We start from the raw sequence: 21316 nt of genomic DNA, 5'->3' as shown, positions 1-21316 counted from the left end.
CTACCGGCTCACCGCGTCCAGCGCGTCCGCGGTGCCCCAGCCGTAGAAGCCGTTGTAGTTCTTCGGCCCCTCGCACACCGCGTCGACCTTGCCGTCACCGTTGATGTCGTACGGGTCCGTGCACGCCGTGCCGTCCGCCTCGGCGTACAGCAGCGCCTTCACCAGCGCCGGCGGGGCGTACGGGTGCGTCGACTTGATCAGGGCGGCGACACCCGCGACGTGCGGCGACGCCATCGACGTACCGGCCATGTAGCCCCACTTGCCGCCGGGCAGCGTGCCCAGGATCAGACCGCTGGTCGCGGGCGGCGCCGGCGTCTGATAGGCCGTCGAGTCGCCGCCGGGCGCGGCGATGTCGATGACGCCCAGACCGTGGTTCGAGAAGGACGACTTCAGGCCCTTGGCGCCAGTGGCGGCGACCGTGACGATGCCCGGCAGCTGGGTCGGTATGTCGTAGCACTCGGACGGGTCGATGACCCGCTCGGTGGGCGTGGAGTCGTTGGGGGAGACCGGGTCGGTGATCTCGTCGGCCGCGAGGTCGTAGTTCTCGTTGCCGGCCGCGGCGACGTTGACCGCGCCCTTCCTCTCCGCGTACTTCGACGCCCGGGTGATGGCCTCCACGAGCGCCTTCTGGTCCGGGTCGTTCTTGCAGTTGAAGTACCAGGGGTCGGTGTAATAGCTGTTGTTCGTGACGTCCACGCCGTGCTCGGCCGCCCAGACGAAGCCGCAGACGACGGCCTCGGTGTAGAAGTAGCCGGCGGTCGTGGAGACCTTGATGCCGGACACCTTCACGCCCGGCGCCACGCCCGTCATGCCGACGCCGTTCTTGGCGGCCGCGATCTCCCCGGCCACGTGCGTCCCGTGCGGGCTCTCCGCCGCGCTCGGCCGCCAGGCGCCGTCGGTGGTGTCCGGCTTGCCGGTGACGCAGTTGACCGACGCCTTGCGGTCGAAGTTCGGCGCGATGTCCGGGTGGGTGTCGTCCACACCGGTGTCGATCACGGCGACGGTCACCTTGTCGCTTCCGAGCGACTTCTCGTGTGCCTTGTCCGCCTTGATCGCCGGCAGGTCCCACTGCAGCGGCTGGAGCGGGTCCTGGCCCTGGACGGCCTCGACCTCGGCGAGGTCGTCGGCCGTGAGCACCTTCGGCGTGCCGACGTCGGTGGTCGACTGCGCGGGCAGCGGCGCCGTCCGGGTGGCGCCGGCCGACTGCACGCCCCGCACCTTCCGGATCGTCGGGGCGAAGTCGGCGTTCGCCGAGTGCACCACGATCACGCCGATCTGCTGGTACGACATGACGACCGTGCCGCCGGCCTTGGCGATCGCCTTCTTCACCTGCCCCGAGTCGCTTCCGGGGCGGACGTTGACGACATAGCTGAACGAGGTCGCGTCGGCCGTGACCGGCGCGGGGGCGGGCGCCGCGGACGCGGTGGCGCCCGGCAGGAAGGCGAGAGAGGTCGCCATGGCCATCCCGACCGGGATCACCAGGGCACGGCGGTAACGGGAGTGAGGCACTGTCATGGTGAGCATGTCTCCAGTTCGTTCGCGAGAGAGGCGGTACGAGCGGACGTGCGGGGGGTTCGACGTGGGGGAGTCCGGCGTGCGGGGGTGACCGCGGCGGCGCCCGGCGACCCGGCCGCCGCCGCGACAGGCGCGGCTACTTGACCGCGCGCAGCGCGTCGACGATGCCGTGTCCGTAGAAACCGTTGACGCGGTTGCCGCCCTCGCACACCGCGTCCTGCGTGCCGTCACCGTTCTGGTCGTACGACTCGGGACAGGCCGTCTTGTCCGCCTGGGCCTTGAGCAGCCACTGCAACTGCGCCGGGCTCGCCCAGGGGTGCTCGGACTTCAGCAGCGCGGCGACGCCCGCGGCGTGCGGCGAGGCCATCGAGGTGCCCTGCAGGAAGCCGTACTGGTTGTTCGGCATGGTCGACAGGATGCGGCCGTTCTTCGACGGCGTGTCCGGGATCTGGTAGAGCCGGTCGCCGCCGGGCGCCGCGACGTCGACGACGCCCTCACCGTACGAGGAGTAGTACGACTTGAGGTTCTGCACGCCCGTGGCGCTGACCGTGACGATCCCCGGGAGCTGCGTCGGCACGTCGAAGCACTCGTGCGGGTCGACGGTGCGCTCGACCGGGGTGGAGTCGTCGGGGCTGCTGCTGTCGACGATGGCGTCCGAGTCCAGGTCGTGGTTCGAGTTGCCGGCCGACGCCAGGTGCAGGGTGCCCTTCTTCTGGGCGTACAGCTGGGCCCGGTTGACCGCGTCGACGATCGCGCGCTGGTCCGGGTCGTCCATGCAGTTGTAGAGCCAGGGGTCGACGTAGTAGCTGTTGTTCGTGATCTCGACGCCGTGGTCGGCGGCGAACACGAACGCGCACACGACGTTCTCCGGGTAGAAGAGCCCGTTGTGCGGGTCGCTCACCTTGATGCCGGCGACCTTCACCCCCGGCGCCACGCCGGCCACGCCGATCCCGTTGCGGGCCGCCGCGATCTCACCGGCGACATGCGTGCCGTGGTAGTCGTCCGCGGTGTACGGCCGCCAGGCGCCCTCGCTGGTGTCCGCGACGCCGCCGACACAGTTGGCGGACTGGCTCGCCGAGAAGTTGGGGGCGAGGTCGGGGTGGGTGTCGTCGACGCCGGTGTCGATCACGGCGACGGTGACCCGGCTGCTGCCCGGGTTGATCTGCGCGGCCTTGTCGGCGCCTATCGCGCGCAGGTCCCACTGGTCGGCCTCGAGGGGCTCGCTCCCGGGCGTGGCGGCGGCCTTCACCTTCGCCGCCTCCGCGCCGGTCAGATAGTCCGCGGCGCCCTCGTCGGTGGTGCCCGCGGCGACGAGCGGGGCGGTACGGGTGGCACCCGCCGACTGCACGCCGCGGGCCTTGCGTATCTGCGCGCCGAAGTCCGGGTTCGCCGAGTGCGCGACGATGACGCCGATTCTGTCGTACGTGGTGACGACGGTTCCGGCGGCCGCGGCGATGGCCCTGCGTACCGACGCGAGCGTGTGACGGTCCGTCTTGGTGTTGACGACGTACGCCAGCTGGGGCGAGTCCGCGGCCTGCACGGCGGGCTCCGCGCGCGGGGCGGCCGTGGCGGACGCGGGCAGGAAGCCGAGCGAGGCGGTCAGCGACAGCACGACGGGTACGGCGAGGGCGAGCCGGCGTCTGGAACGCAGATGAGCCATGGGGTCTCCACATCATCCGGAAACGAAACCGGCCCGAGACACAGGTGGCGCTCGGGCAGGTACATGACGGGTGGTGCAGGGTGAAGCTATCTCCCGACCTCGCTGGCCAGCAATCACTTCCGGGGATGACTTCGGAGTTTTCCGCCGATGACTTCCGAAAGAACGCAGGGCGGTTGAACCGGTTCTCGCGTGGCGCCGTGACGTTGAACAGGGAGCCCGAGCACGATCGAGGCGGCCCCCTGTCGGATCACGCTCCCGGCCACTGGCATCGCCGCCCGGTTCACGTGATCCACATCACTGGCAACAGCACAGCAGCCGCAACACGAGGAGACTCCGTGTCTACCGAAGCACCGCCACCCTCGAAGGAAACAGAACATCGACTCCCCTCGACCGAGGAGTTCGTCGAGGTGCAAAGCAGCGCGGAGTTCGGTGATCTGCGCCGCTCCTACCGTTCCTTCGCCTTCCCGCTGACCGTCGGCTTCATCGCCTGGTACCTGCTGTACGTCCTGCTGTCCAACTACGCGGGCGGCTTCATGGGCACCAAGCTGTTCGGCAACATCAACGTCGCCTTCGTCTTCGGCATCGCCCAGTTCGTCACCACGTTCCTCATCGCCTGGTGGTACTCGCGGCACGCCGCCGCGAAGCTCGACCCCAAGGCCGAGGCCATCAAGACCCGGATGGAGGGCGGCGCGTGAGCCCCGTTCAGCAGACCGTTCTCGCGGCCAACGAGGCCAGCGAACACCGCCCGCTCATCATCACGCTGTTCGGACTGTTCGTCGTCGCGACCCTCGTCATCACGATCTGGGCGGGCCGCCAGACCAAGGACGCGGCCGACTTCTACGCGGGCGGCCGCCAGTTCAGCGCCTTCCAGAACGGCCTCGCCGTCTCCGGCGACTACATGTCCGCCGCGTCGTTCCTCGGCATCGCCGGCGCGATCGCCCTGTTCGGCTACGACGGCTTCCTGTACTCCATCGGCTTCCTGGTCGCCTGGCTGGTCGCCCTGCTCCTGGTGGCCGAGCCGCTGCGGAACTCCGGCCGCTACACCATGGGCGACGTGCTCGCGTACCGCATGCGCCAGCGCCCGGTCCGCACTGCGGCCGGTACCTCGACGATCGTCGTGTCGATCTTCTACCTGCTGGCCCAGATGGCGGGCGCAGGCGTCCTCGTCTCGCTGCTCCTCGGCATCACCTCGGACGCGGGCAAGGTCGCCATCGTGGCGCTGGTCGGCATCCTGATGATCGTCTACGTCTCCATCGGCGGCATGAAGGGCACCACCTGGGTCCAGATGATCAAGGCCGTGCTGCTGATCGGCGGCACGCTCCTGATCACCTTCCTGGTGCTGCTGAAGTTCAACTTCAACATCTCCGACCTGCTGGGCTCGGCCGCCGAGAACAGCGGCAAGGGCGCCGCCTTCCTGGAGCCGGGCCTCCAGTACGGCGCCACCGGCACCTCGAAGCTGGACTTCATCTCCCTCGGCATCGCGCTCGTCCTCGGCACCGCCGGCCTGCCGCACATCCTGATCCGCTTCTACACCGTCCCGAACGCCAAGGCCGCCCGTAAGTCCGTGAACTGGGCGATCGGCATCATCGGCGGCTTCTACCTGATGACCATCGCGCTCGGCTTCGGCGCCGCCGCGCTGATCTCCCAGGACGAGATCATCGAGTCCAACCCGTCCGGCAACACGGCGGCCCCGCTGCTCGCCCTGCACCTCGGCGGCGTCGACTCGGCATGGGGCGCGATCCTGCTGGCCACGATCTCGGCCGTGGCCTTCGCCACGATCCTCGCCGTGGTCGCCGGTCTGACCCTGGCGTCCTCGTCGTCCTTCGCGCACGACATCTACGCCAACGTCATCCGCAAGGGCAAGGCCACCGGCGCGGAGGAGGTCCGCGCGGCCCGCTGGGCGACCGTCTTCATCGGCATCGTCTCCATCGGCCTCGGCGCCCTCGCCCGCGACCTGAACGTCGCGGGACTGGTCGCCCTCGCCTTCGCGGTCGCTGCCTCCGCCAACCTGCCGACCATCCTCTACAGCCTGTTCTGGAAGCGCTTCACCACCCAGGGCGCGCTGTGGTCGATCTACGGCGGTCTGATCGTCGCCGTCGGCCTGGTGCTGTTCTCGCCCGTGGTCTCCGGCGACCCCAAGGCGATGTTCCCCGACGTCGACTTCGCCTGGTTCCCGCTGAAGAACCCGGGCATCATCTCGATCCCGTTCGGCTTCCTGATGGGCTGGCTCGGCACCGTCCTGTCGAAGGAGGGGCCGGACACCGGCAAGTACGCGGAGCTGGAGGTCAGGTCCCTGACCGGCACCGGCGCCCACTGAGCGAGCGCCTCACAGCGGCCGCGTCGCGGTGCCCCCTGTGGGTCCCTACGACGCGGCCGCGTCCCACCTCGTGGGATCAGGCCTTAGCCGTTGTCGGTGAGGTCACGTAGGCTCACAGGTGTCGGAGAAAGTTGTGCTGATGCTCCGCTGCGTGTGATCCACCACGAGGGAGGGGGCCACGTGCTCATCGACACCTACGGCCGGGTGGCCACCGATCTGAGGGTCTCGCTGACCGACCGCTGCAACCTGCGTTGCACGTACTGCATGCCCGAGGAGGGCCTGCAGTGGCTGGCGAAACCCGATCTGCTCACCGACGACGAGATCGTCCGGCTCATCGACATCGCGGTCACCACCCTCGGCGTCGACGAGGTCCGCTTCACCGGCGGCGAGCCCCTGCTGCGCCCCGGCCTGGTCGGGATCGTGGAGCGCGTGGCCGCTCTCGACCCCCGCCCGCAGATGTCCCTCACCACCAACGGCATCGGCCTCAAGCGCACGGCCGCGGCCCTGAAGTCGGCGGGCCTGGACCGGGTCAACGTCTCCCTGGACACCCTGCGCCCCGAGGTCTTCAAGACCCTGACCCGGCGCGACCGCCACCACGACGTCATAGCGGGCCTCGACGCCGCCCGCGAGGCCGGCCTGACGCCGGTGAAGGTCAATTCGGTGCTGATGCCGGGCCTGAACGACGACGAGGCGCCCGACCTGCTGGCCTGGGCCGTCGAGCACGACTACGAGCTGCGCTTCATCGAGCAGATGCCCCTGGACGCCCAGCACGGCTGGAAGCGCGACGGCATGATCACCGCCGGCGACATCCTGGCCTCCCTGCGCACCCGCTTCGACCTCACTCCCGAGGGCGACGAGGCGCGCGGCTCGGCCCCCGCCGAGCGCTGGCTGGTCGACGGCGGCCCGCACCGTGTGGGTGTCATCGCCTCCGTCACCCGCCCGTTCTGCTCCGCCTGCGACCGCACCCGTCTGACGGCCGACGGACAGGTGCGCACCTGTCTGTTCGCCCGTGAGGAGACCGACCTGCGCGCGGCCCTGCGCTCGGGCGCCCCGGACGAGGAGATCGCCCGTATCTGGCGCCTGGCGATGTGGGGCAAGAAGGCGGGCGCCGGTCTCGACGACCCGACGTTCGTCCAGCCGGACCGCCCGATGTCCGCGATCGGCGGCTGACGGCCGGGGGTGGGTGGGAGGCCTGATCAGGCCTCCTGCTCCTGCCATTCCTGGAGGAGGACGACGTCCTTCAGGAACCCGCGCACCCCGAGGAACTGCGACAGATGCTCCCGGTGCTCCTCGCACGCGAGCCAGGTCTTGCGCCGCTCCGGCGTGTGGATCTTCGGGTTGTTCCACGCCAGCACCCACACGGCGGCGACGCGGCAGCCCTTGGCGGAGCAGATCGGGGTCTCGTCACTCACAGGTTCGTCTCACCACTGCACGGAAAGGCGGCCGCACGGAAAAGGCGACGCCGAGCAGCCACGGGGGGAGCTGCCCGGCGTCGGTCTGTCGCTCCGACGGGGGATGCGGAGCGCCTACGAAGTATGTCACGCGTAACCCGTCACCGGGCACCGGAACAACATGATTGATCCGGGCTTTTCCGGAGTCCGTACAGGGCCTTGATGCGGAGGACCGACGTCCTATTCGGACCGCCCCTTCGCATGATCACCCGCCCTGTCCTCCGGTACGGATTCCGTGAAACGGTCACCCTCCGCACGCGGTGGCGCGATCTCCCGCACCGGGGGCGGTGCGACCACGAAGGTCGACGGCAGGGACGGCACGTTCTCCCGGCCCGCGTTGGCGATCACCACCGCGATGTAGGGAAGCAGGATGCCCAGCACCAGCGCCACGATCGCGACGTGCCGTTCCACGTTCCACAAGGTCGCCGCGAGGATCACCGAGAGCGTGCGGACCGACATCGAGATGACATAGCGGCGCTGCCGGCCGCGGACGTCGTCCTGAAGGCCCTGCCGGGCTCCGGTGATCCGGAAAACCTGGCCGTTGCCGTCACCGTGCCTGTTCCGCATCGCATTCCACCATCCGCCCGCCTCGGGACCCTCCCGGCCCTTCCAGCTCCACACCCGGCCCCACCGGTGCCGGACACCGTCCACGGTACGCCGCCGTCGCTCCGCCCACGAGACCGGGTCCTCGTCCTGCCTGGGCGAACGCCGTCGGACGTAGCGCGTACGGCGGCACCCGACATGCGCCGTACGGGGTACGCCCCGACACTGGGCGTAATGCTCACGTCGAGCCGTACGAGGAGGCAGCCATGGGCTGGTTGTGGGCGATCATCGTGGGATTCGTGCTGGGCCTGATCGCCAAGGCGATCATCCCCGGCAAGCAGCACATGCCCCTCTGGCTGACCACCATCCTGGGCATGATCGGCGCCATCGCCGGCAACGCCATCGCCCGGGGCTTCGGGGTCGCCGAGACGCCCGGCATCGACTGGAGCCGCCACATCTTCCAGCTGGTGGCCGCGATCATCCTCGTCTTCCTGGGCGACATGGCGTACATGCAGCTCAGGGGCCACAAGCGACACGCCTGACGCACGGCGGACGGGGCGGCCCCGCGCTGCCCGCGGTGCCGCCCCGCCCGTGCGTGTCACCTCTCAGGCGCTCGTGACCTCGACCGCCGCCAGGTTCTTCTTCCCACGCCGCAGCACCAGCCAGCGCCCGTGCAGCAGGTCCTCCGCGGCCGGAACCGCGTCCTCGGAGTCGACCTTCGTGTTGTTCACGTAGGCGCCGCCCTCCTTGACCGTGCGGCGCGCGGCCGACTTGCTGGGCACCAGGCCGACCTCGGCGAACAGGTCCACCACCGGACCCGGCTCGGCGACCCGGATGTGCGGCACCTCGGACAGCGCCGCGGCCAGCGTCCGCTCGTCCAGACCGGCCAGCTCGCCCTGCCCGAACAGGGCCTTGGACGCGGCGATCACGGCCGCCGTCTGGTCGGCGCCGTGCACCAGCGTCGTCAGCTCCTCGGCCAGCGCGCGCTGCGCCGCCCGCGCCTGCGGACGCTCCTGCGTCTGCGCCTCCAGCTCCTCCAGCTCGGCACGCGACTTGAAGGACAGGATCCGCATGTATGTCGAGATGTCCCGGTCGTCCACGTTCAGCCAGAACTGGTAGAACGCGTACGGCGTCGTCATCTCCGGGTCGAGCCACACGGCGCCGCCCTCGGTCTTGCCGAACTTGGTGCCGTCCGCCTTGGTCATCAGCGGGGTCGCCAGCGCGTGCGCGTCGGCGTCCGGCTCCAGCCGGTGGATCAGGTCCAGGCCGGCCGTGAGGTTGCCCCACTGGTCGCTGCCGCCCTGCTGGAGGGTGCAGCCGTACCTCCGGTAGAGCTGGAGGAAGTCCATGCCCTGCAGGAGCTGGTAGCTGAACTCGGTGTAGCTGATGCCCTCCGAGGACTCCAGACGCCGGGCCACGGAGTCCTTCGTCAGCATCTTGTTGACACGGAAGTGCTTGCCGATGTCCCGGAGGAACTCGATCGCGGAGAGGTTCTGCGTCCAGTCGAGGTTGTTGACCATCACGGCCGCGTTCTCGCCCTCGAAGGACAGGAACGGCTCGATCTGGCGGCGCAGCCGGTCCACCCAGCCGGCGACCGTCTCGGGGTCGTTCAGCGTGCGCTCGGCCGTCGGCCGCGGGTCGCCGATCAGCCCCGTCGCGCCGCCGACCAGCGCCAGCGGCCGGTGACCGGCCTGCTGGAGCCGGCGTACCGTGAGCACCTGCACCAGGTGGCCCACGTGCAGGGACGGCGCGGTCGGGTCGAAGCCGCAATAGAACGTGACGGGACCGTCCGCGAGCGCCTTGCGCAGTGCTTCCTCGTCGGTGGAGAGGGCGAACAGCCCCCGCCACTTGAGCTCGTCGACGATGTCCGTCACGGTTCTCGTGTCTCCTCGAATGATCTTCGGGCAGTCGGGTGACCGCCGCCTACGAGGTTATACGCCCCGGCTGACCGAGCTCATGTTGAAATCCGGGATGCGCAGCGGCGGCATCGCGGCCCGGGTGAACCAGTCGCTCCACTCCCGGGGCAGGGTCTTCTCGGTGCGGCCGGCCTCGACGGCCCGGCCCAGCAGGCCGACCGGCGACTCGTTGAAGCGGAAGTTGTTCACCTCGCCGGTCACCTCGCCGTTCTCGACGAGGTAGACGCCGTCCCGGGTCAGGCCGGTGAGCAGCAGGGTGGCCGGGTCGACCTCGCGGATGTACCACAGGCAGGTCAGCAGCAGCCCGCGGCCGGTGCTCGCGACCATCTCCTCCAGGGAGCGGTCCTCGCCGCCGTCGAGGATCACGTTGTCGATGTGCGGGGCGAGCGGCAGCCCGGTCATGCCCGCGCTGTGCCTGCTGGTGAGCAGATGCCTCAGCTCGCCCTCGGCCACCCACTCGGTGGGCGACAGCGGCAGACCGTTGTCGAACACCGACGAGTCGCCCCCGGAGGCGTGCGCGAGCACGAACGGGGCGGACTCCAGGCCCGGCTCGTTCGGGTCGCTGCGCAGGGTCAGCGGCAGGTCGGTGAGGCGCTCGCCCACGCGCGTGCCGCCGCCCGGCTTGGAGAACACCGTCCGGCCCTCCGCCGCGTCCCGGCCCGACGCCGACCACATCTGGTAGATCAGCAGGTCCGCGACGGCGGTCGGCGGCAGCAGCGTCTCGTAGCGCCCGGCGGGCAGCTCCACGCGCCGCCCGGCCCAGCCCAGGCGTACGGCCAGCTCGGCGTCGAGCGTCGCCGGGTCCACGTCCTTGAAGTCCCGGGTGGAGCGGCCGGCCCACGCCGAGCGGGTCCGGTCGGGGGACTTGGCGTTCAGCTCCAGCGTGCCGTTCGGCTGGTCGTGCCGCAGCCGCAGCCCCGCCGACGTGCCCAGGTAGCTGGACGTCAGCTCGTGGTTGGCGAAGCCGTACAGTTCGCGGCCGCCCCCGCGCGCGCGGGCGAACGCCTCGCCCAGGGCCGGGGCGAAGTCGGCGAACACGGCGGACGACGTCTCGGCCGGCGCGTCCGTGAAGTCGGGCGACGCGGGCACGTCCCTCACCAGCGGCTGGGCGTCCTCGGCCGGGCCCGCGCCCCGCGCGGCGGCCTCCGCGGCCCGCACCAGCGGTTCCAGCTCGGCGACCGTCACCGCGGACCGGGACACCACGCCGGACGCCGTTCCCTGACCGCCGTCGACGGTCGCGACGACGGTGAGCGTCCGTCCGCGCGTGACGCCGTTGGTGGTCAGCGCGTTGCCCGCCCAGCGAAGGTTGGCGGTCGAGTGCTCGTCCGCGATCACGACACATCCGTCGGCCCTGGACAGCTCCAGGGCCCGCTCGACGATCTCGTGCGGCTTGTTCGTCGCGGCGCTCATCGACCGGCCTCCTGCGTCGTGTTGAGGATGTTGACACCCCGGAAGAGGGCGGAGGGGCAGCCGTGGGACACGGCCGCGACCTGGCCGGGCTGGGCCTTGCCGCAGTTGAAGGCGCCGCCGAGGACATAGGTCTGGGGACCGCCGACGGCGGCCATCGAGCCCCAGAAGTCGGTCGTCGTCGCCTGGTAGGCGACGTCCCGCAGCTGGCCGGCGAGCCGTCCGTTCTCGATCCGGAAGAAGCGCTGCCCGGTGAACTGGAAGTTGTAGCGCTGCATGTCGATCGACCAGGACCGGTCCCCGACGACGTAGATGCCCCGCTCCACACCCCCGATGAGATCCTCGGTCGACATGCCGGCCGGATCGGGCTGCAGGGACACGTTGGCCATCCGCTGCACCGGCACATGGGCGGGGGAGTCGGCGTAGGCGCAGCCGTTGGAGCGCTCGAACCCGGTCAGCCGGGCGATGCGGCGGTCGAGCTGGTAGCCGACGAGGGTGCCGTCCTTGACGAGGTCCCAGGACTGCGCCTCGACGCCCTCGTCGTCGTACCCGATGGTGGCGAGCCCGTGCTCGGCGGTGCGGTCGCCGGTGACGTTCATCAGCTCGGAGCCGTACCTCAGCTTGCCGAGCTGGTCGAAGGTGGCGAAGGAGGTGCCGGCGTAGGCGGCCTCGTAGCCGAGCGCGCGGTCCAGCTCGGTGGCGTGCCCGATGGACTCGTGGATGGTCAGCCACAGGTTCGACGGGTCGACGACGAGGTCGTACAGACCCGCCCGCACGCTCGGCGCGCGCATCTTCTCGGCGAGCAGCCCCGGCAACCGTTCGAGTTCGTCGTCCCAGTCCCAGCCGGTGCCCCGGAGGTACTCCCAGCCGCGGCCCACCGGCGGTGCCACGGTGCGCATGGAGTCGAACTCGCCGGTCGACTCGTCGACCGACACGGCCGTCAGCTGCGGGTGCAGCCGTACGCGCTGCTGCGTGGTCACGGTCCCGGCGGTGTCGGCGTAGAACTTGTTCTCGTGCACCGTGAGCAGCGAGGCGTCGACGTGGTCGACCCCGTCGGCCGCGAGCAGCCGCCCGCTCCACTCGGCCAGCAGCCCCGTCTTCTCCGCGTCGGGCACGGTGAAGGGGTCGATCTCGTACGACGAGATCCACGTCCGGTCCGCGTGCACGGGCTCGCCGGCGAGCTCCACCCTCTCGTCCGACCCGGCTGCCTTGATCACCTGTGCGGACAGCTTCGCCATCGCGACGGCCTGCCCCGCCACCCTGGCGGCGGCGTCCATGGTCAGGTCCACACCGGACGCGAACCCCCACGTCCCGCCGTGCACGACCCGTACCGCGTACCCGAGGTCGGTGGTGTCCGAGGACCCGGACGGCTTTCCGTCCCTGAGCCGCCAGGACGCGCTGCGCACCCGCTCCAGCCGGAAGTCGGCATGCTCCGCCCCCAGCGCCCGCGCGCGGGCGAGCGCGGCGTCGGCGAGGGCGCGGAGCGGAAGTGCCGTGAAGGCTTCGTCGATGGTATGAGGCACCGAGGGTCTCCCTGCTGTCGTCGCCTGTCGGGTCCGATCATGTCGCGGGAGCGGTCCCGCGGACCACACGTTTCCAGGCCGCGAACGCAACTTTCTGTAGGGATTCGACAGTGCGGCTCCCTTGCCACTGTCGGTGCCCGAATGTCCCGGGAAGCGTGCCGACCGATAGGTTTTCGGTGTAGCCGCCTGTCATCGCCGCCTGTGAACCGGTGTTCGGGCGGGCGTACCAGACAGCTATCGAAAGGGTGATCCGTTGAGCCGCTCGGTTCTCGTCACCGGAGGCAACCGGGGCATCGGCCTCGCCATCGCCCGCGCTTTCGCCGACGCCGGCGACAAGGTCGCGATCACGTACCGCTCGGGTGAGCCCCCGACGGGTTTCCTCGCCGTCAAGTGCGACATCACCGACACCGAACAGGTGGAGCAGGCCTACAAGGAGATCGAGGCCGAGCACGGCCCCGTGGAGATCCTGGTCGCCAACGCCGGCGTCACCAAGGACCAGCTCCTGATGCGGATGTCCGAGGAGGACTTCACCTCGGTCATCGACACCAACCTCACCGGCACCTTCCGGGTCGTCAAGCGCGCCAACCGCGGCATGCTGCGCGCCAAGAAGGGCCGCGTCGTCCTGATCTCCTCGGTGGTCGGGCTGCTCGGCTCGGCGGGTCAGGCCAACTACGCCGCCTCCAAGGCCGCGCTGGTCGGCTTCGCGCGGTCCCTCGCGCGTGAGCTGGGCTCGCGCAACATCACCTTCAACGTCGTCGCGCCCGGTTTCGTCGACACCGACATGACCCGGGTCCTCACCGACGAGCAGCGCGCCGAGTACGTGGCGCAGGTACCGCTGCGCCGCTACGCGCAGCCGGAGGAGATCGCCGCGGCGGTGCGGTTCCTCGCGTCGGACGACGCCTCGTACATCACTGGAGCCGTCATCCCCGTAGACGGCGGACTGGGAATGGGTCACTGATCACCATGAGCGGAATTCTCGAGGGCAAGCGCATCCTGATCACCGGTGTGCTGACGGAGTCCTCCATCGCCTTCCACACCGCCAAGCTCGCCCAGGAGCAGGGCGCGGAGATCATCCTCACCGCGTTCCCGCGCCCCACCCTGACCGAGCGCATCGCCAAGAAGCTGCCGAAGCCCACCAAGGTCATCGAGCTGGACGTGACCAACGGCGAGCACCTCGGCCGTCTCGCCGACGTGGTCGGCGAGGAGCTGGGCGGCCTGGACGGCGTGGTGCACTCCATCGGCTTCGCGCCGCAGGACGCGCTCGGCGGCAACTTCCTGAACACGCCGTTCGAGTCCGTCGCCACCGCCATGCACGTCTCGGCGTACTCGCTGAAGTCGCTGACGATGGCCTGCCTGCCGCTGATGCAGAACGGCGGCTCGGTCGTCGGTCTGACCTTCGACGCCCAGTTCGCGTGGCCGCAGTACGACTGGATGGGCCCGGCCAAGGCCGCCCTGGAGGCCACCAGCCGCTACATGGCACGTGACCTCGGCAAGCAGAACATCCGCTGCAACCTGATCTCGGCCGGCCCCCTCGGCTCCATGGCCGCCAAGTCCATCCCGGGCTTCTCCGAGCTGGCCTCCGTGTGGGACAACCGCTCCCCGCTGGAGTGGGACCTGAAGGACCCGGAGCCGGCCGGCCGCGGTGTGGTCGCCCTGCTGAGCGACTGGTTCCCGAAGACCACCGGCGAGATCATCCACGTCGACGGCGGGCTGCACGCCATCGGCGCCTGACCGGCCGCCCGGTGATCGGCCGATCACCGCTGTTCGAGGGCTCGCACCCGCTCCGGGTGCGAGCCCTCGGCATGCCGTCCCGCACGGCGCCCCGCATGTCGCTCGGTCGTCGCCCGTACGGGCTATCCGGCCGGGCGGTGGCAGGGGGCGGCCGGGCATTCTGAAGAGGCGTTCACCACGCACCCCTCCCCAGCCCGGCCGAGGAGGTTTCCCTTGTGCGCCTGTACCGCTGCCTGGCCTCGATGACCGTCGCCGCGGCCCTCGTACTGTCCACGCCCTACGACGCGCTGCCCCAGGCGCGCGCGGCGGACGGCGAACCGCGCGACGCGCCGCCGTTCGGTGCCACGTGCCGCACCGGCGTCGAGGGCTCCCACGTGGTCGCCCACTGCCACAACCCCTACGTGGACGTCGACCGGGTCCGGCTGCACATCGAGTGCGAACGATGGTGGGACCTCGACACGGACAGCGCGCCCGTGGACACCGAGCCCGCGATGACCGTGCGCCTGACCGGCCGCTGCTGGATGGAAGTCCGCTCGGTGTGGGTCAGTCACCAGAACCGGGGGAGCTGAACCGGCCCGGACGGCACTGGAAGGGATAGCCCGCCGCCTCCGAGGCCGCCGTCCCGGCGTCGCCCACGCGGATGGCGTCCAGCAGCCGGCCGTGGTCCATGTACGTCTCCGGGGTCAGCTCCTGCCCGACGTCCTCGCGCAGCCAGTCCCGCATCACCTCGCCGAGGTCGGCGTACATCGCGGTCATCACGTCGTTGTGCGAGGCGGCCACCACGGCCAGGTGGAAGGTGGCGTCCGCCGCCACGAACGCCTCCGCGTCCCCCGACTCCCAGGCCTCCTCGCGGCGCAGCAGCAGAGCGTCGAGCTGCTTGAGGTCCTTCTCCGTGCGCCGCTCGGCGGCCAGCTTCGCGGCGGCCGACTCCAGCGTGGAGCGCACCTCCGCGATGTCCCGGGGGTCGGCCCCGGTGAACCGGCGGTGCATCACCCCGGCCAGCTCGCTGGTGGCCACGACGTACGTGCCCGAGCCCTGGCGGATGTCCAGCAGACCGTTGTGCGCCAGTGCCCGGACGGCCTCACGGACCGTGTTGCGGGCGACTCCGAGCTGCTCGACCAGCTCGGGCTCCGTGGGGATGCGGGATCCGACCGGCCACTCGCCCGACGCGATCTGGTTGCGCAGTGCGGCGATGACCTGCTCGGACAGCGCGGAGCGGCGGGGATGGCTCAGGGGCATGGCACACCTTCGCACGGGAACGGCGGCCTCGGACCGCACCGGGATGGAACACCAATCATCCCATGATTCTATGATGGGCGGCATGGCCAGTGAGGAAACCCGGACACAGGACCACCCGGGCATGGGCACGGCGACCACGGACGGGCACCGCAGCGCGACGGAAGGCTCACCCATGCGCACCTGGAGCGATGCGAGCGGAGCGAGCGACGCGAGCTCCACGGCCGCCGGGACGTCGCCCGCGCGCGCGTGGGCCGTGCGGCTGGTCGTCGTGGGCATCGTGCTGTCCGCCCTGAACCTCCGCCCCGCCATCACCAGCCTCGGCGCGCTCCTGGAGGAGGTCCGCGACGGGCTCGGCATGAGCGGCAGCGTGGCCGGCCTCCTCACCTCCGTGCCGCCTCTCTGCTTCGCGGTCTTCGGTGTCATGGCGCCGCGGCTGGCCCGCCGCTTCGGGCTCGGCGCGGTCGTGTGCGCCGGCATGGCGGCCATCGCCGCCGGCCTGCTCATCCGGCCGTACGCGGGCGGCACGGCCGGGTTCCTGGCCGCCAGCGCCCTCGCCCTGATGGGCATCGCGGTCAGCAACGTCCTGATGCCGGTCATCGTCAAGCGCTGGTTCCCGGACCGGGTCGGGTCCATGACCGGCCTGTACTCCATGGCGCTGGCCCTCGGCACCTCCCTCGCGGCCGCGGTGACCGTGCCGATGACGGCGGCCATGGGGGGCGGTTGGCAGACGGGCCTCGCCGTGTGGGCGGCGCTCGCTGCGGTGGCCGTGGTGCCGTGGATTCCGTTCGTCCGGGACCGGGACGGCATACGCACCGGGCAGTCCGGGTCCGCCCCGCGGCTGCCGCACCCGCGCGCGGAGGCCGGCCAGGCCCCCGCCCCGCGGATCACCCGGAGCCGTACCGCCTGGGCTCTCGCCGTCTTCTTCGGGCTCCAGGCCACCGCCGCCTACATCACGATGGGCTGGATGGCGCAGATCTTCCGCGACGCCGGTGTCGACGCCGGCACCGCGGGGCTGCTCCTGGCCGTCACGATGGTCATGGGCGTCCCCCTGGCCTTCGTCATCCCGCGGCTCGCCACCCGGCTGCCCCAGCAGGGCCCGATCGCGCTGGCGCTGGGCGTCTGCGGGCTCGCCGGATACGCCGGGCTCTACCTCGCGCCCGCCCAGGGCGCCTGGGCCTGGGCGCTGCTGCTCGGTGTCTCGAACTGCGCCTTCCCGCTGGCCCTCACCATGGTCGGGATGCGTGCCCGCACGGGCGCGGGCGTCGCCCAGCTGTCGGCGTTCGCGCAGAGCACCGGCTATCTGATCTCCATCCCCGGCCCGCTGCTGGTGGGTGTCCTCTACCAGCACAGCGGGGGCTGGGGCCTGCCGCTCGCGCTGATGGCCGCGCTGATGGTCCCGCAGATGGCCGTGGGCGTCCTGGCGGGCCGCAACCGCACGGTGGAGGACGAGGCGGCCGGCTGACCCCCGCGGGATCCGGCCCGGGAGCGGGGTGCGAGACTTGTCGGCATGCCAGTGCTCGACCCGAATCCCCCCAACGGCCAGAAGAAGATGCTGCTCGTCTTCGGCTCGTTCCTCGCCATCTTCGTGATCATCGCCGTCATCGCGTCGATCGCCTCTCCCTGACGTCGGCCGTCCCTCCTGGACCGGGAGGGTGGGGCTAGCCCCCCATCCCCTAGGGGGTGAGGGTCAGGGTCAAGTGGGTGGATCACCGGATGGGTTGGCGACTCCACATTCCGTAACTTCGAAGTGTGGCCGGGGGACCCGGGCCACCTCTCGTCGAGGACGGACCACGGAGGCAGCATGTCGGCCAGCACGCACACCCGGCCCCGCCCGGCGAACCCGGGCCGTGCCGACATCCGGCTGCCCTGGTGGGCGCTCGCCCTGCCGACGCTGGCCTTCGTCGCCCTGCTGACGCTGATCCTGAACCCCGCCGAGGCCCACGCGGCGGGCGGCGAGCCGGCGATCACCCACCTCGTGGAGCGCGCTCATCAGCTGATATCGCGCTGAGCACGCCGCGGGTGGCCCGTCAACTCCTGGCGCCCCGTGGCCTGTTTCATGCGAAGCTGGATCTCATGAGCGTCGCTGAACCCCGCAGGATTGTCCTCTTCCGGCATGCGAAAGCCGACTGGCCACAGGTGAACGATCACGAGCGGCCGCTCGCCGAGCGGGGCCGCAAGGACGCCCCTGTCGCCGGCCGCAAGCTGGCCGACTCCGGCATCTCCTTCGACCTGGCCCTCTGCTCCACGGCGACCCGGACCCGCGAGACCTGGAAGCTCGCCGTCCACGAGTTCCCGCACCGCCCGAGGACGGTCTACGAGGAGCGGATCTACGAGGCCTCGCCCGGCGAGCTGATCGCGGTGCTCAACGAGACCCCCGACGACGCCCAGAACGTCGTACTGATCGGCCACAACCCCGGCGTCCAGGGCCTCGCCGAGGTGCTGTCAGGCTCGGCCGACGCGGGCGCGCGCGAGCGGATGAGCCGCCGCGGCTTCCCGGCCGCCGCCTTCGCCGTGCTGTCCTTCACCGGCTCCTGGAAGTCCCTGGAGCCGGGCGCGGCCACCCTGGTGGACTACTGGGCCCCGTCCGAGTGATCCCCCGCGCACACCGGAGGCCCGGTACCACGCGGCGCCGGGCCCCTCGGAGGTGTACGGAGGGCCAGTCCCGCCCCCGCGGCTACGGAGGGCCAGTCCCGCCCCCGCGGCCCTCAGTCCTCCTCGTGCGCGTCCGCCGCCTCGACCTCTTCGCGGGTGACTCCCAGCAGATAGAGGACCGTGTCCAGGAAGGGCACGTTCACCGCGGTGTGCGCCGCCTCGCGGACCACCGGCTTGGCGTTGAAGGCGACCCCGAGGCCGGCCGAGTTCAGCATGTCGAGGTCGTTGGCGCCGTCACCGATCGCCACCGTCTGTGACAGCGGCACGCCCGCCTCGGCGGCGAACCGGCGCAGCAGCCGTGCCTTGCCCGCCCGGTCCACGATCTCGCCGGTGACCCGGCCGGTCAGCCGGCCGTCGACGATCTCCAGCGTGTTGGCCTGCGCGAAGTCGAGACCCAGGCGCTCCTTGAGGTCATCCGTGACCTGCGTGAACCCGCCCGAGACGACCCCCACTTGGTAGCCGAGCCGCTTCAGGGTGCGGATCAGCGTGCGCGCGCCCGGCGTCAGCCGTACCTCGCTGCGCACCTTGTCCACCACCGAGGCGTCCAGCCCCTTCAGCAGCGCCACGCGCGCGTGCAGCGACTGCTCGAAGTCCAGCTCCCCGCGCATCGCGGCCGCCGTCACCTCGGCGACCTCGGCCTCGCAGCCGGCGTGGGCGGCGAAGAGCTCGATCACCTCGTCCTGGATGAGGGTCGAGTCCACGTCCATCACGACCAGCCGCTGAGCCCGCCGGTGCAGGCCCGCGGCCACGACGGCCACGTCCACGCCGAGTGCCGCGGCCTCGACCGCGAGGGCGGTGCGCAGCGGCTCGGTCTCCACGCCGGACACCGCGAACTCGACCGCCGTCACCGGGTACTTGGCGAGCCGGAAGATACGGTCGATGTTGCCGCCCACCTTGGTGATCCGGGCGGCGATCGCGGCCGTGGCCTCGGCGGTGAGGGGATGCCCGAGCACCGTCACCAGGGACCGGCCGTGACCGCGAGGGCGGTTGTCGCCGAGGCCCGAGATGATCTCGGCCTGCATTCTCATCGAGTCGGCCCAGCTGTGGACCGTCGCCCGCAGCTCGCCTTCCAGGCCCTGGGGCGGCTCGGTCACGAGCGCGCAGAGCACCATCCGGCCTCGCGTCACGACCTGCTCGATGTCGACCACGTCGACGGAGAAGGCGGCGAGGGTGTCGAAGAGTCCGGCCGTGATGCCCGGCCTGTCCTTGCCGAAGATCTTGACGAGGAGAGTCGGGACGTCAGAGGTCTGCGAAGCGCTCATGGTGTTCCCAAGGTAACCGGCACGCAGTGCCCGTCGCCCGCGAGGTCCGCCTGACGGACACCGAACACTCGATAACCCTGGATGGCGCTCCGGTGGCGGGCGCCTGACGGGCCGACCACTGCTCCCGCCCCGCGACCCGCCTCACCGGCCACGCCTCGGCCGTCCCGGCGGTGGTGGACCTGGTGGTGGGCGGTCAGGTGGCGGATCGCCGGGTGGCGGGGGACCAGGTGCTGGGGGGCCGGGCGGCGAGGAGCCCTCCTCCGGCCCGGGCGCCCTCGGCGTTTCCCGAGACGGCGGCTGGAACGGCCGGTACCGGGCCACGGTGGGAGCCCCGTACACGTCGTCCTCGGACTCGGCGGCGCCCGCCACAGCGTCCGACCGCCGCGCCTCCGCCGGCCGCGCCTCGGCCGGCCGTGCTTCCGCCGGCCGCGCCTCTGCGTGCCGTGCCTCCGCCGGCCGCGCGTCCTCCGGCTCCCGCAGCCCCTCCGGCAGCCGCAGATACGGATTCGTGTCGGGGTTCGGCGGCCGGTACGGCGCACGGACCACGTACGGCCCCGAGGCCGCCCCGACCTCCCGCGCCCGCGCCGCCGCGTCACCGAGTGCCAGGGGCGCCGCCCGCCGCCCGGCGGCCCCGGTCGCGCACGCCAGCAGCCCTCCGGCACCCCCCGCACCGGCCCCCCACAGCGCCCCGAGCAGCAGCGCCATGCCCGGATCCCCGCGCAGCTCCACCCCCGCCCCGAACGCGTCGAAGCCCAGCACGGACAGCGAGGCGTCCACGGACACCTCGGTCAGCCACCCCAGCAAGGGCAACGTCACCGCGGTCACGCACCCCAGCCGCAGCGCGCACCGGCCGGCGAATCCCAGGGCACCCGAACCCCGTACGCCCCCGCCGTCCGCCTCCGGCGGTGTCCGCACCGCCGCCAGGACCCCGGCGAGCAGCATCATGACCGCCGTCGCCACGCCCAGCAGCCACACCCGTCCGTCCAGCTCCGCGAGCCGCGCCAGTGTCACCGGCTGGTCGGAGTCGACGAGCAGCTCGCCCAGCGGATCCGGCAGGAAGCGGGTGAGCACCCCCGACGCCTCCCCGTGCGAGGGCACGAACAGCCCCACGGGGAGGCCCAGCCACACCCCGTTCGGCGCGCCCAGCAGCGCCGCCCCGGCGATCCGCCGGGGGTGGTCGTCGCCGACCGCCGCCCAGGCCGCCGCCGCGAGTCCCGCAGCCACCGCCACCAGTACCACCGTGACCAGCGCGGACACGGCCGGCCGCACGACCCGGTGCAGCACGCCCCAGCCACGCGGCAGGGGGGTGCTGCGGGAGGCCAGCAGCGCGATCAGCAGCACACCGGCGGCCCAGCACGCCCCGCCCAGCAGCGTCGGCGCGGTGTCGACGCGGAATCCCACCGCGGCCTCCGCGTCGATCAGGTCCCCGACCCGGTCCGGCAGCAGCCCGCCGATGTCCCCGACGTCACCGAGCCCGGGAATCTCGACGCCCCCGGAGCCCGAGCCGCCGGGCAGCTCGTCCAGGCCGAGGGCGCCCCCGTCGATCGTGACGACGTCGTGCCCGGCCCAGGCCAGACCGCCCAGGGTCGCCATGAACAGCGCGATCACCGCACCCGCGCGCGCGAGGAGTTCGGACGGGGCGATCACAACTCCGGCCGTGCGCAGGGTCCGTAGGAAGAACCACGACAGGAGCAGCGCGCCGACCAGGCTCACGCCCAGTGGCGTGATCTCGATGGCAGTGGTGGCCTCGGCGCCGCTCAGGCCGAAGGCGGACACGTCACCGGAGGGCGTGACCGAACCACCCGCCCCGAGGGCCACCACCGCCGCGGTCATCGGTCCCGGCGAACCGGCCGAGTCGGCCTCCAGCAGCCGCAGTCCGAGCGCGGCCGTGCCGGCCATGCCGATCAGTGCCCAGCTCACCGACGCGATCGCGGACAGCAGGATGTCGGCCCACGGCAGCCTCGCGCCGTTCCCGTCCTTGTCGCCCCTCACGGCAGACCCCCCGATCCGCGGCACGGCGTCGCCGCCGTCGCTGTCCCCCTCGCGGGGGATTACCACTCTCCGGGCCGGTTTCCACCCCGTCAACGGCGCACGGGGACA

21 protein-coding genes are annotated in these 21316 nt (G+C 71.5%); 11 read left to right on the top strand and 10 right to left on the bottom strand.

The features are described from left to right. Complete coding sequence (locus ACIP2X_RS22725; protein WP_401675918.1) at positions 1–1515, bottom strand: S8 family peptidase; 1515 nt, start codon at positions 1513–1515, stop codon at positions 1–3. Between the two features lie 136 nt (positions 1516–1651). Further along, complete coding sequence (locus ACIP2X_RS22720) at positions 1652–3175, bottom strand: S8 family peptidase (RefSeq protein WP_401675916.1); 1524 nt, start codon at positions 3173–3175, stop codon at positions 1652–1654. A 335-nt stretch (positions 3176–3510) separates the two neighbouring features. Here ACIP2X_RS22720 and ACIP2X_RS22715 point away from each other — a divergent pair, with 335 nt between their 5' ends. The 3 genes from ACIP2X_RS22715 to moaA all read left to right on the top strand — a co-directional run bounded on the left by ACIP2X_RS22715 (position 3511) and on the right by moaA (position 6662). Beyond that, positions 3511–3870, top strand: coding sequence for a DUF485 domain-containing protein (locus ACIP2X_RS22715; RefSeq protein ID WP_401675914.1), 360 nt, complete (start codon positions 3511–3513; stop codon positions 3868–3870). Further along, a complete protein-coding gene (locus tag ACIP2X_RS22710) occupies positions 3867–5492 on the top strand; it encodes a cation acetate symporter (protein WP_401675912.1) in 1626 nt (541 codons plus the stop codon). The genes ACIP2X_RS22715 and ACIP2X_RS22710 overlap by 4 nt, the downstream gene beginning before the upstream one ends. 180 nt (positions 5493–5672) lie before the next feature. Then, positions 5673–6662, top strand: a complete 990-nt coding sequence (moaA, locus tag ACIP2X_RS22705) for a GTP 3',8-cyclase MoaA (protein WP_401675910.1) — start codon at positions 5673–5675, stop codon at positions 6660–6662. 26 nt (positions 6663–6688) lie between these two features. On the opposite strand, the gene ACIP2X_RS22700 is transcribed toward moaA, so the two are convergent. Beyond that, positions 6689–6904 (bottom strand): hypothetical protein, encoded by a 216-nt coding sequence (locus ACIP2X_RS22700; protein ID WP_401675908.1) that lies wholly within the window; start codon positions 6902–6904, stop codon positions 6689–6691. Between the two features lie 219 nt (positions 6905–7123). Then, positions 7124–7510, bottom strand: a complete 387-nt coding sequence (locus ACIP2X_RS22695) for a DUF3099 domain-containing protein (RefSeq protein ID WP_401675906.1) — start codon at positions 7508–7510, stop codon at positions 7124–7126. 242 nt (positions 7511–7752) lie between these two features. Here ACIP2X_RS22695 and ACIP2X_RS22690 point away from each other — a divergent pair, with 242 nt between their 5' ends. Next, a complete protein-coding gene (locus tag ACIP2X_RS22690; protein WP_401675904.1) occupies positions 7753–8028 on the top strand; it encodes a GlsB/YeaQ/YmgE family stress response membrane protein in 276 nt (91 codons plus the stop codon). A gap of 63 nt (positions 8029–8091) precedes the next feature. Here ACIP2X_RS22690 and tyrS read toward each other — a convergent pair whose 3' ends face one another. The 3 genes from tyrS to ACIP2X_RS22675 are packed head-to-tail and all read right to left on the bottom strand — an operon-like array spanning position 8092 to position 12332. Continuing rightward, positions 8092–9360, bottom strand: coding sequence for a tyrosine--tRNA ligase (tyrS, locus tag ACIP2X_RS22685; RefSeq protein WP_401675902.1), 1269 nt, complete (start codon positions 9358–9360; stop codon positions 8092–8094). 57 nt (positions 9361–9417) lie between these two features. Next, positions 9418–10812 carry a metallopeptidase TldD-related protein gene (locus tag ACIP2X_RS22680; protein ID WP_401675900.1) on the bottom strand — a complete coding sequence of 465 codons (1395 nt, stop codon included), beginning with the start codon at positions 10810–10812 and terminating at the stop codon, positions 9418–9420. Beyond that, complete coding sequence (locus tag ACIP2X_RS22675) at positions 10809–12332, bottom strand: TldD/PmbA family protein (protein ID WP_401675898.1); 1524 nt, start codon at positions 12330–12332, stop codon at positions 10809–10811. The genes ACIP2X_RS22680 and ACIP2X_RS22675 overlap by 4 nt, the downstream gene beginning before the upstream one ends. 253 nt (positions 12333–12585) lie before the next feature. On the opposite strand from ACIP2X_RS22675, the gene fabG reads away from it, so the two are divergent. From fabG to ACIP2X_RS22660, 3 genes are all read left to right on the top strand, one after another. Then, the gene (gene fabG / locus ACIP2X_RS22670; RefSeq protein WP_401675896.1) at positions 12586–13290 is read left to right on the top strand and encodes a 3-oxoacyl-[acyl-carrier-protein] reductase; all 705 of its coding nucleotides are present in this window, start codon (positions 12586–12588) and stop codon (positions 13288–13290) included. Positions 13291–13295: 5 nt separating this feature from the next. Next, complete coding sequence (gene fabI, locus ACIP2X_RS22665; RefSeq protein WP_401675894.1) at positions 13296–14063, top strand: enoyl-ACP reductase FabI; 768 nt, start codon at positions 13296–13298, stop codon at positions 14061–14063. 215 nt (positions 14064–14278) lie between these two features. Beyond that, positions 14279–14632, top strand: a complete 354-nt coding sequence (locus ACIP2X_RS22660) for a hypothetical protein (RefSeq protein WP_401675892.1) — start codon at positions 14279–14281, stop codon at positions 14630–14632. Here the strand turns inward: ACIP2X_RS22660 and ACIP2X_RS22655 are convergent. Then, the gene (locus ACIP2X_RS22655) at positions 14607–15302 is read right to left on the bottom strand and encodes a FadR/GntR family transcriptional regulator (RefSeq protein WP_401675890.1); all 696 of its coding nucleotides are present in this window, start codon (positions 15300–15302) and stop codon (positions 14607–14609) included. The two genes, ACIP2X_RS22660 and ACIP2X_RS22655, sit on opposite strands and share 26 nt — an antisense overlap. A gap of 73 nt (positions 15303–15375) precedes the next feature. Between ACIP2X_RS22655 and ACIP2X_RS22650 the strand changes: the two genes are divergently transcribed. The 4 genes from ACIP2X_RS22650 (at position 15376) to ACIP2X_RS22635 (ending at position 17894) form a co-directional block, all read left to right on the top strand. Then, complete coding sequence (locus ACIP2X_RS22650; protein ID WP_401675888.1) at positions 15376–16764, top strand: CynX/NimT family MFS transporter; 1389 nt, start codon at positions 15376–15378, stop codon at positions 16762–16764. A gap of 45 nt (positions 16765–16809) precedes the next feature. Further along, the gene (locus ACIP2X_RS22645) at positions 16810–16926 is read left to right on the top strand and encodes an SGM_5486 family transporter-associated protein (RefSeq protein WP_401675886.1); all 117 of its coding nucleotides are present in this window, start codon (positions 16810–16812) and stop codon (positions 16924–16926) included. Positions 16927–17103: 177 nt separating this feature from the next. Beyond that, complete coding sequence (locus tag ACIP2X_RS22640) at positions 17104–17310, top strand: hypothetical protein (protein ID WP_401675884.1); 207 nt, start codon at positions 17104–17106, stop codon at positions 17308–17310. 65 nt (positions 17311–17375) lie between these two features. Next, positions 17376–17894, top strand: a complete 519-nt coding sequence (locus ACIP2X_RS22635; RefSeq protein ID WP_401675882.1) for a SixA phosphatase family protein — start codon at positions 17376–17378, stop codon at positions 17892–17894. 113 nt (positions 17895–18007) lie between these two features. Here ACIP2X_RS22635 and serB read toward each other — a convergent pair whose 3' ends face one another. Both serB and ACIP2X_RS22625 read right to left on the bottom strand, forming a co-directional pair. Continuing rightward, the gene (gene serB, locus ACIP2X_RS22630; RefSeq protein WP_401675880.1) at positions 18008–19216 is read right to left on the bottom strand and encodes a phosphoserine phosphatase SerB; all 1209 of its coding nucleotides are present in this window, start codon (positions 19214–19216) and stop codon (positions 18008–18010) included. A gap of 141 nt (positions 19217–19357) precedes the next feature. Next, entirely contained in the window at positions 19358–21115 is a 1758-nt protein-coding gene (locus tag ACIP2X_RS22625) for a streptophobe family protein (RefSeq protein ID WP_401676552.1), read from the bottom strand. Positions 21116–21316 lie beyond the last annotated feature (201 nt).

The sequence above is a fragment of the Streptomyces sp. NPDC089424 genome, assembly GCF_044749345.1.
Taxonomy (GTDB): Bacteria; Actinomycetota; Actinomycetes; order Streptomycetales; family Streptomycetaceae; genus Streptomyces.
This window is presented reverse-complemented; position numbering and strand designations above follow the sequence as displayed.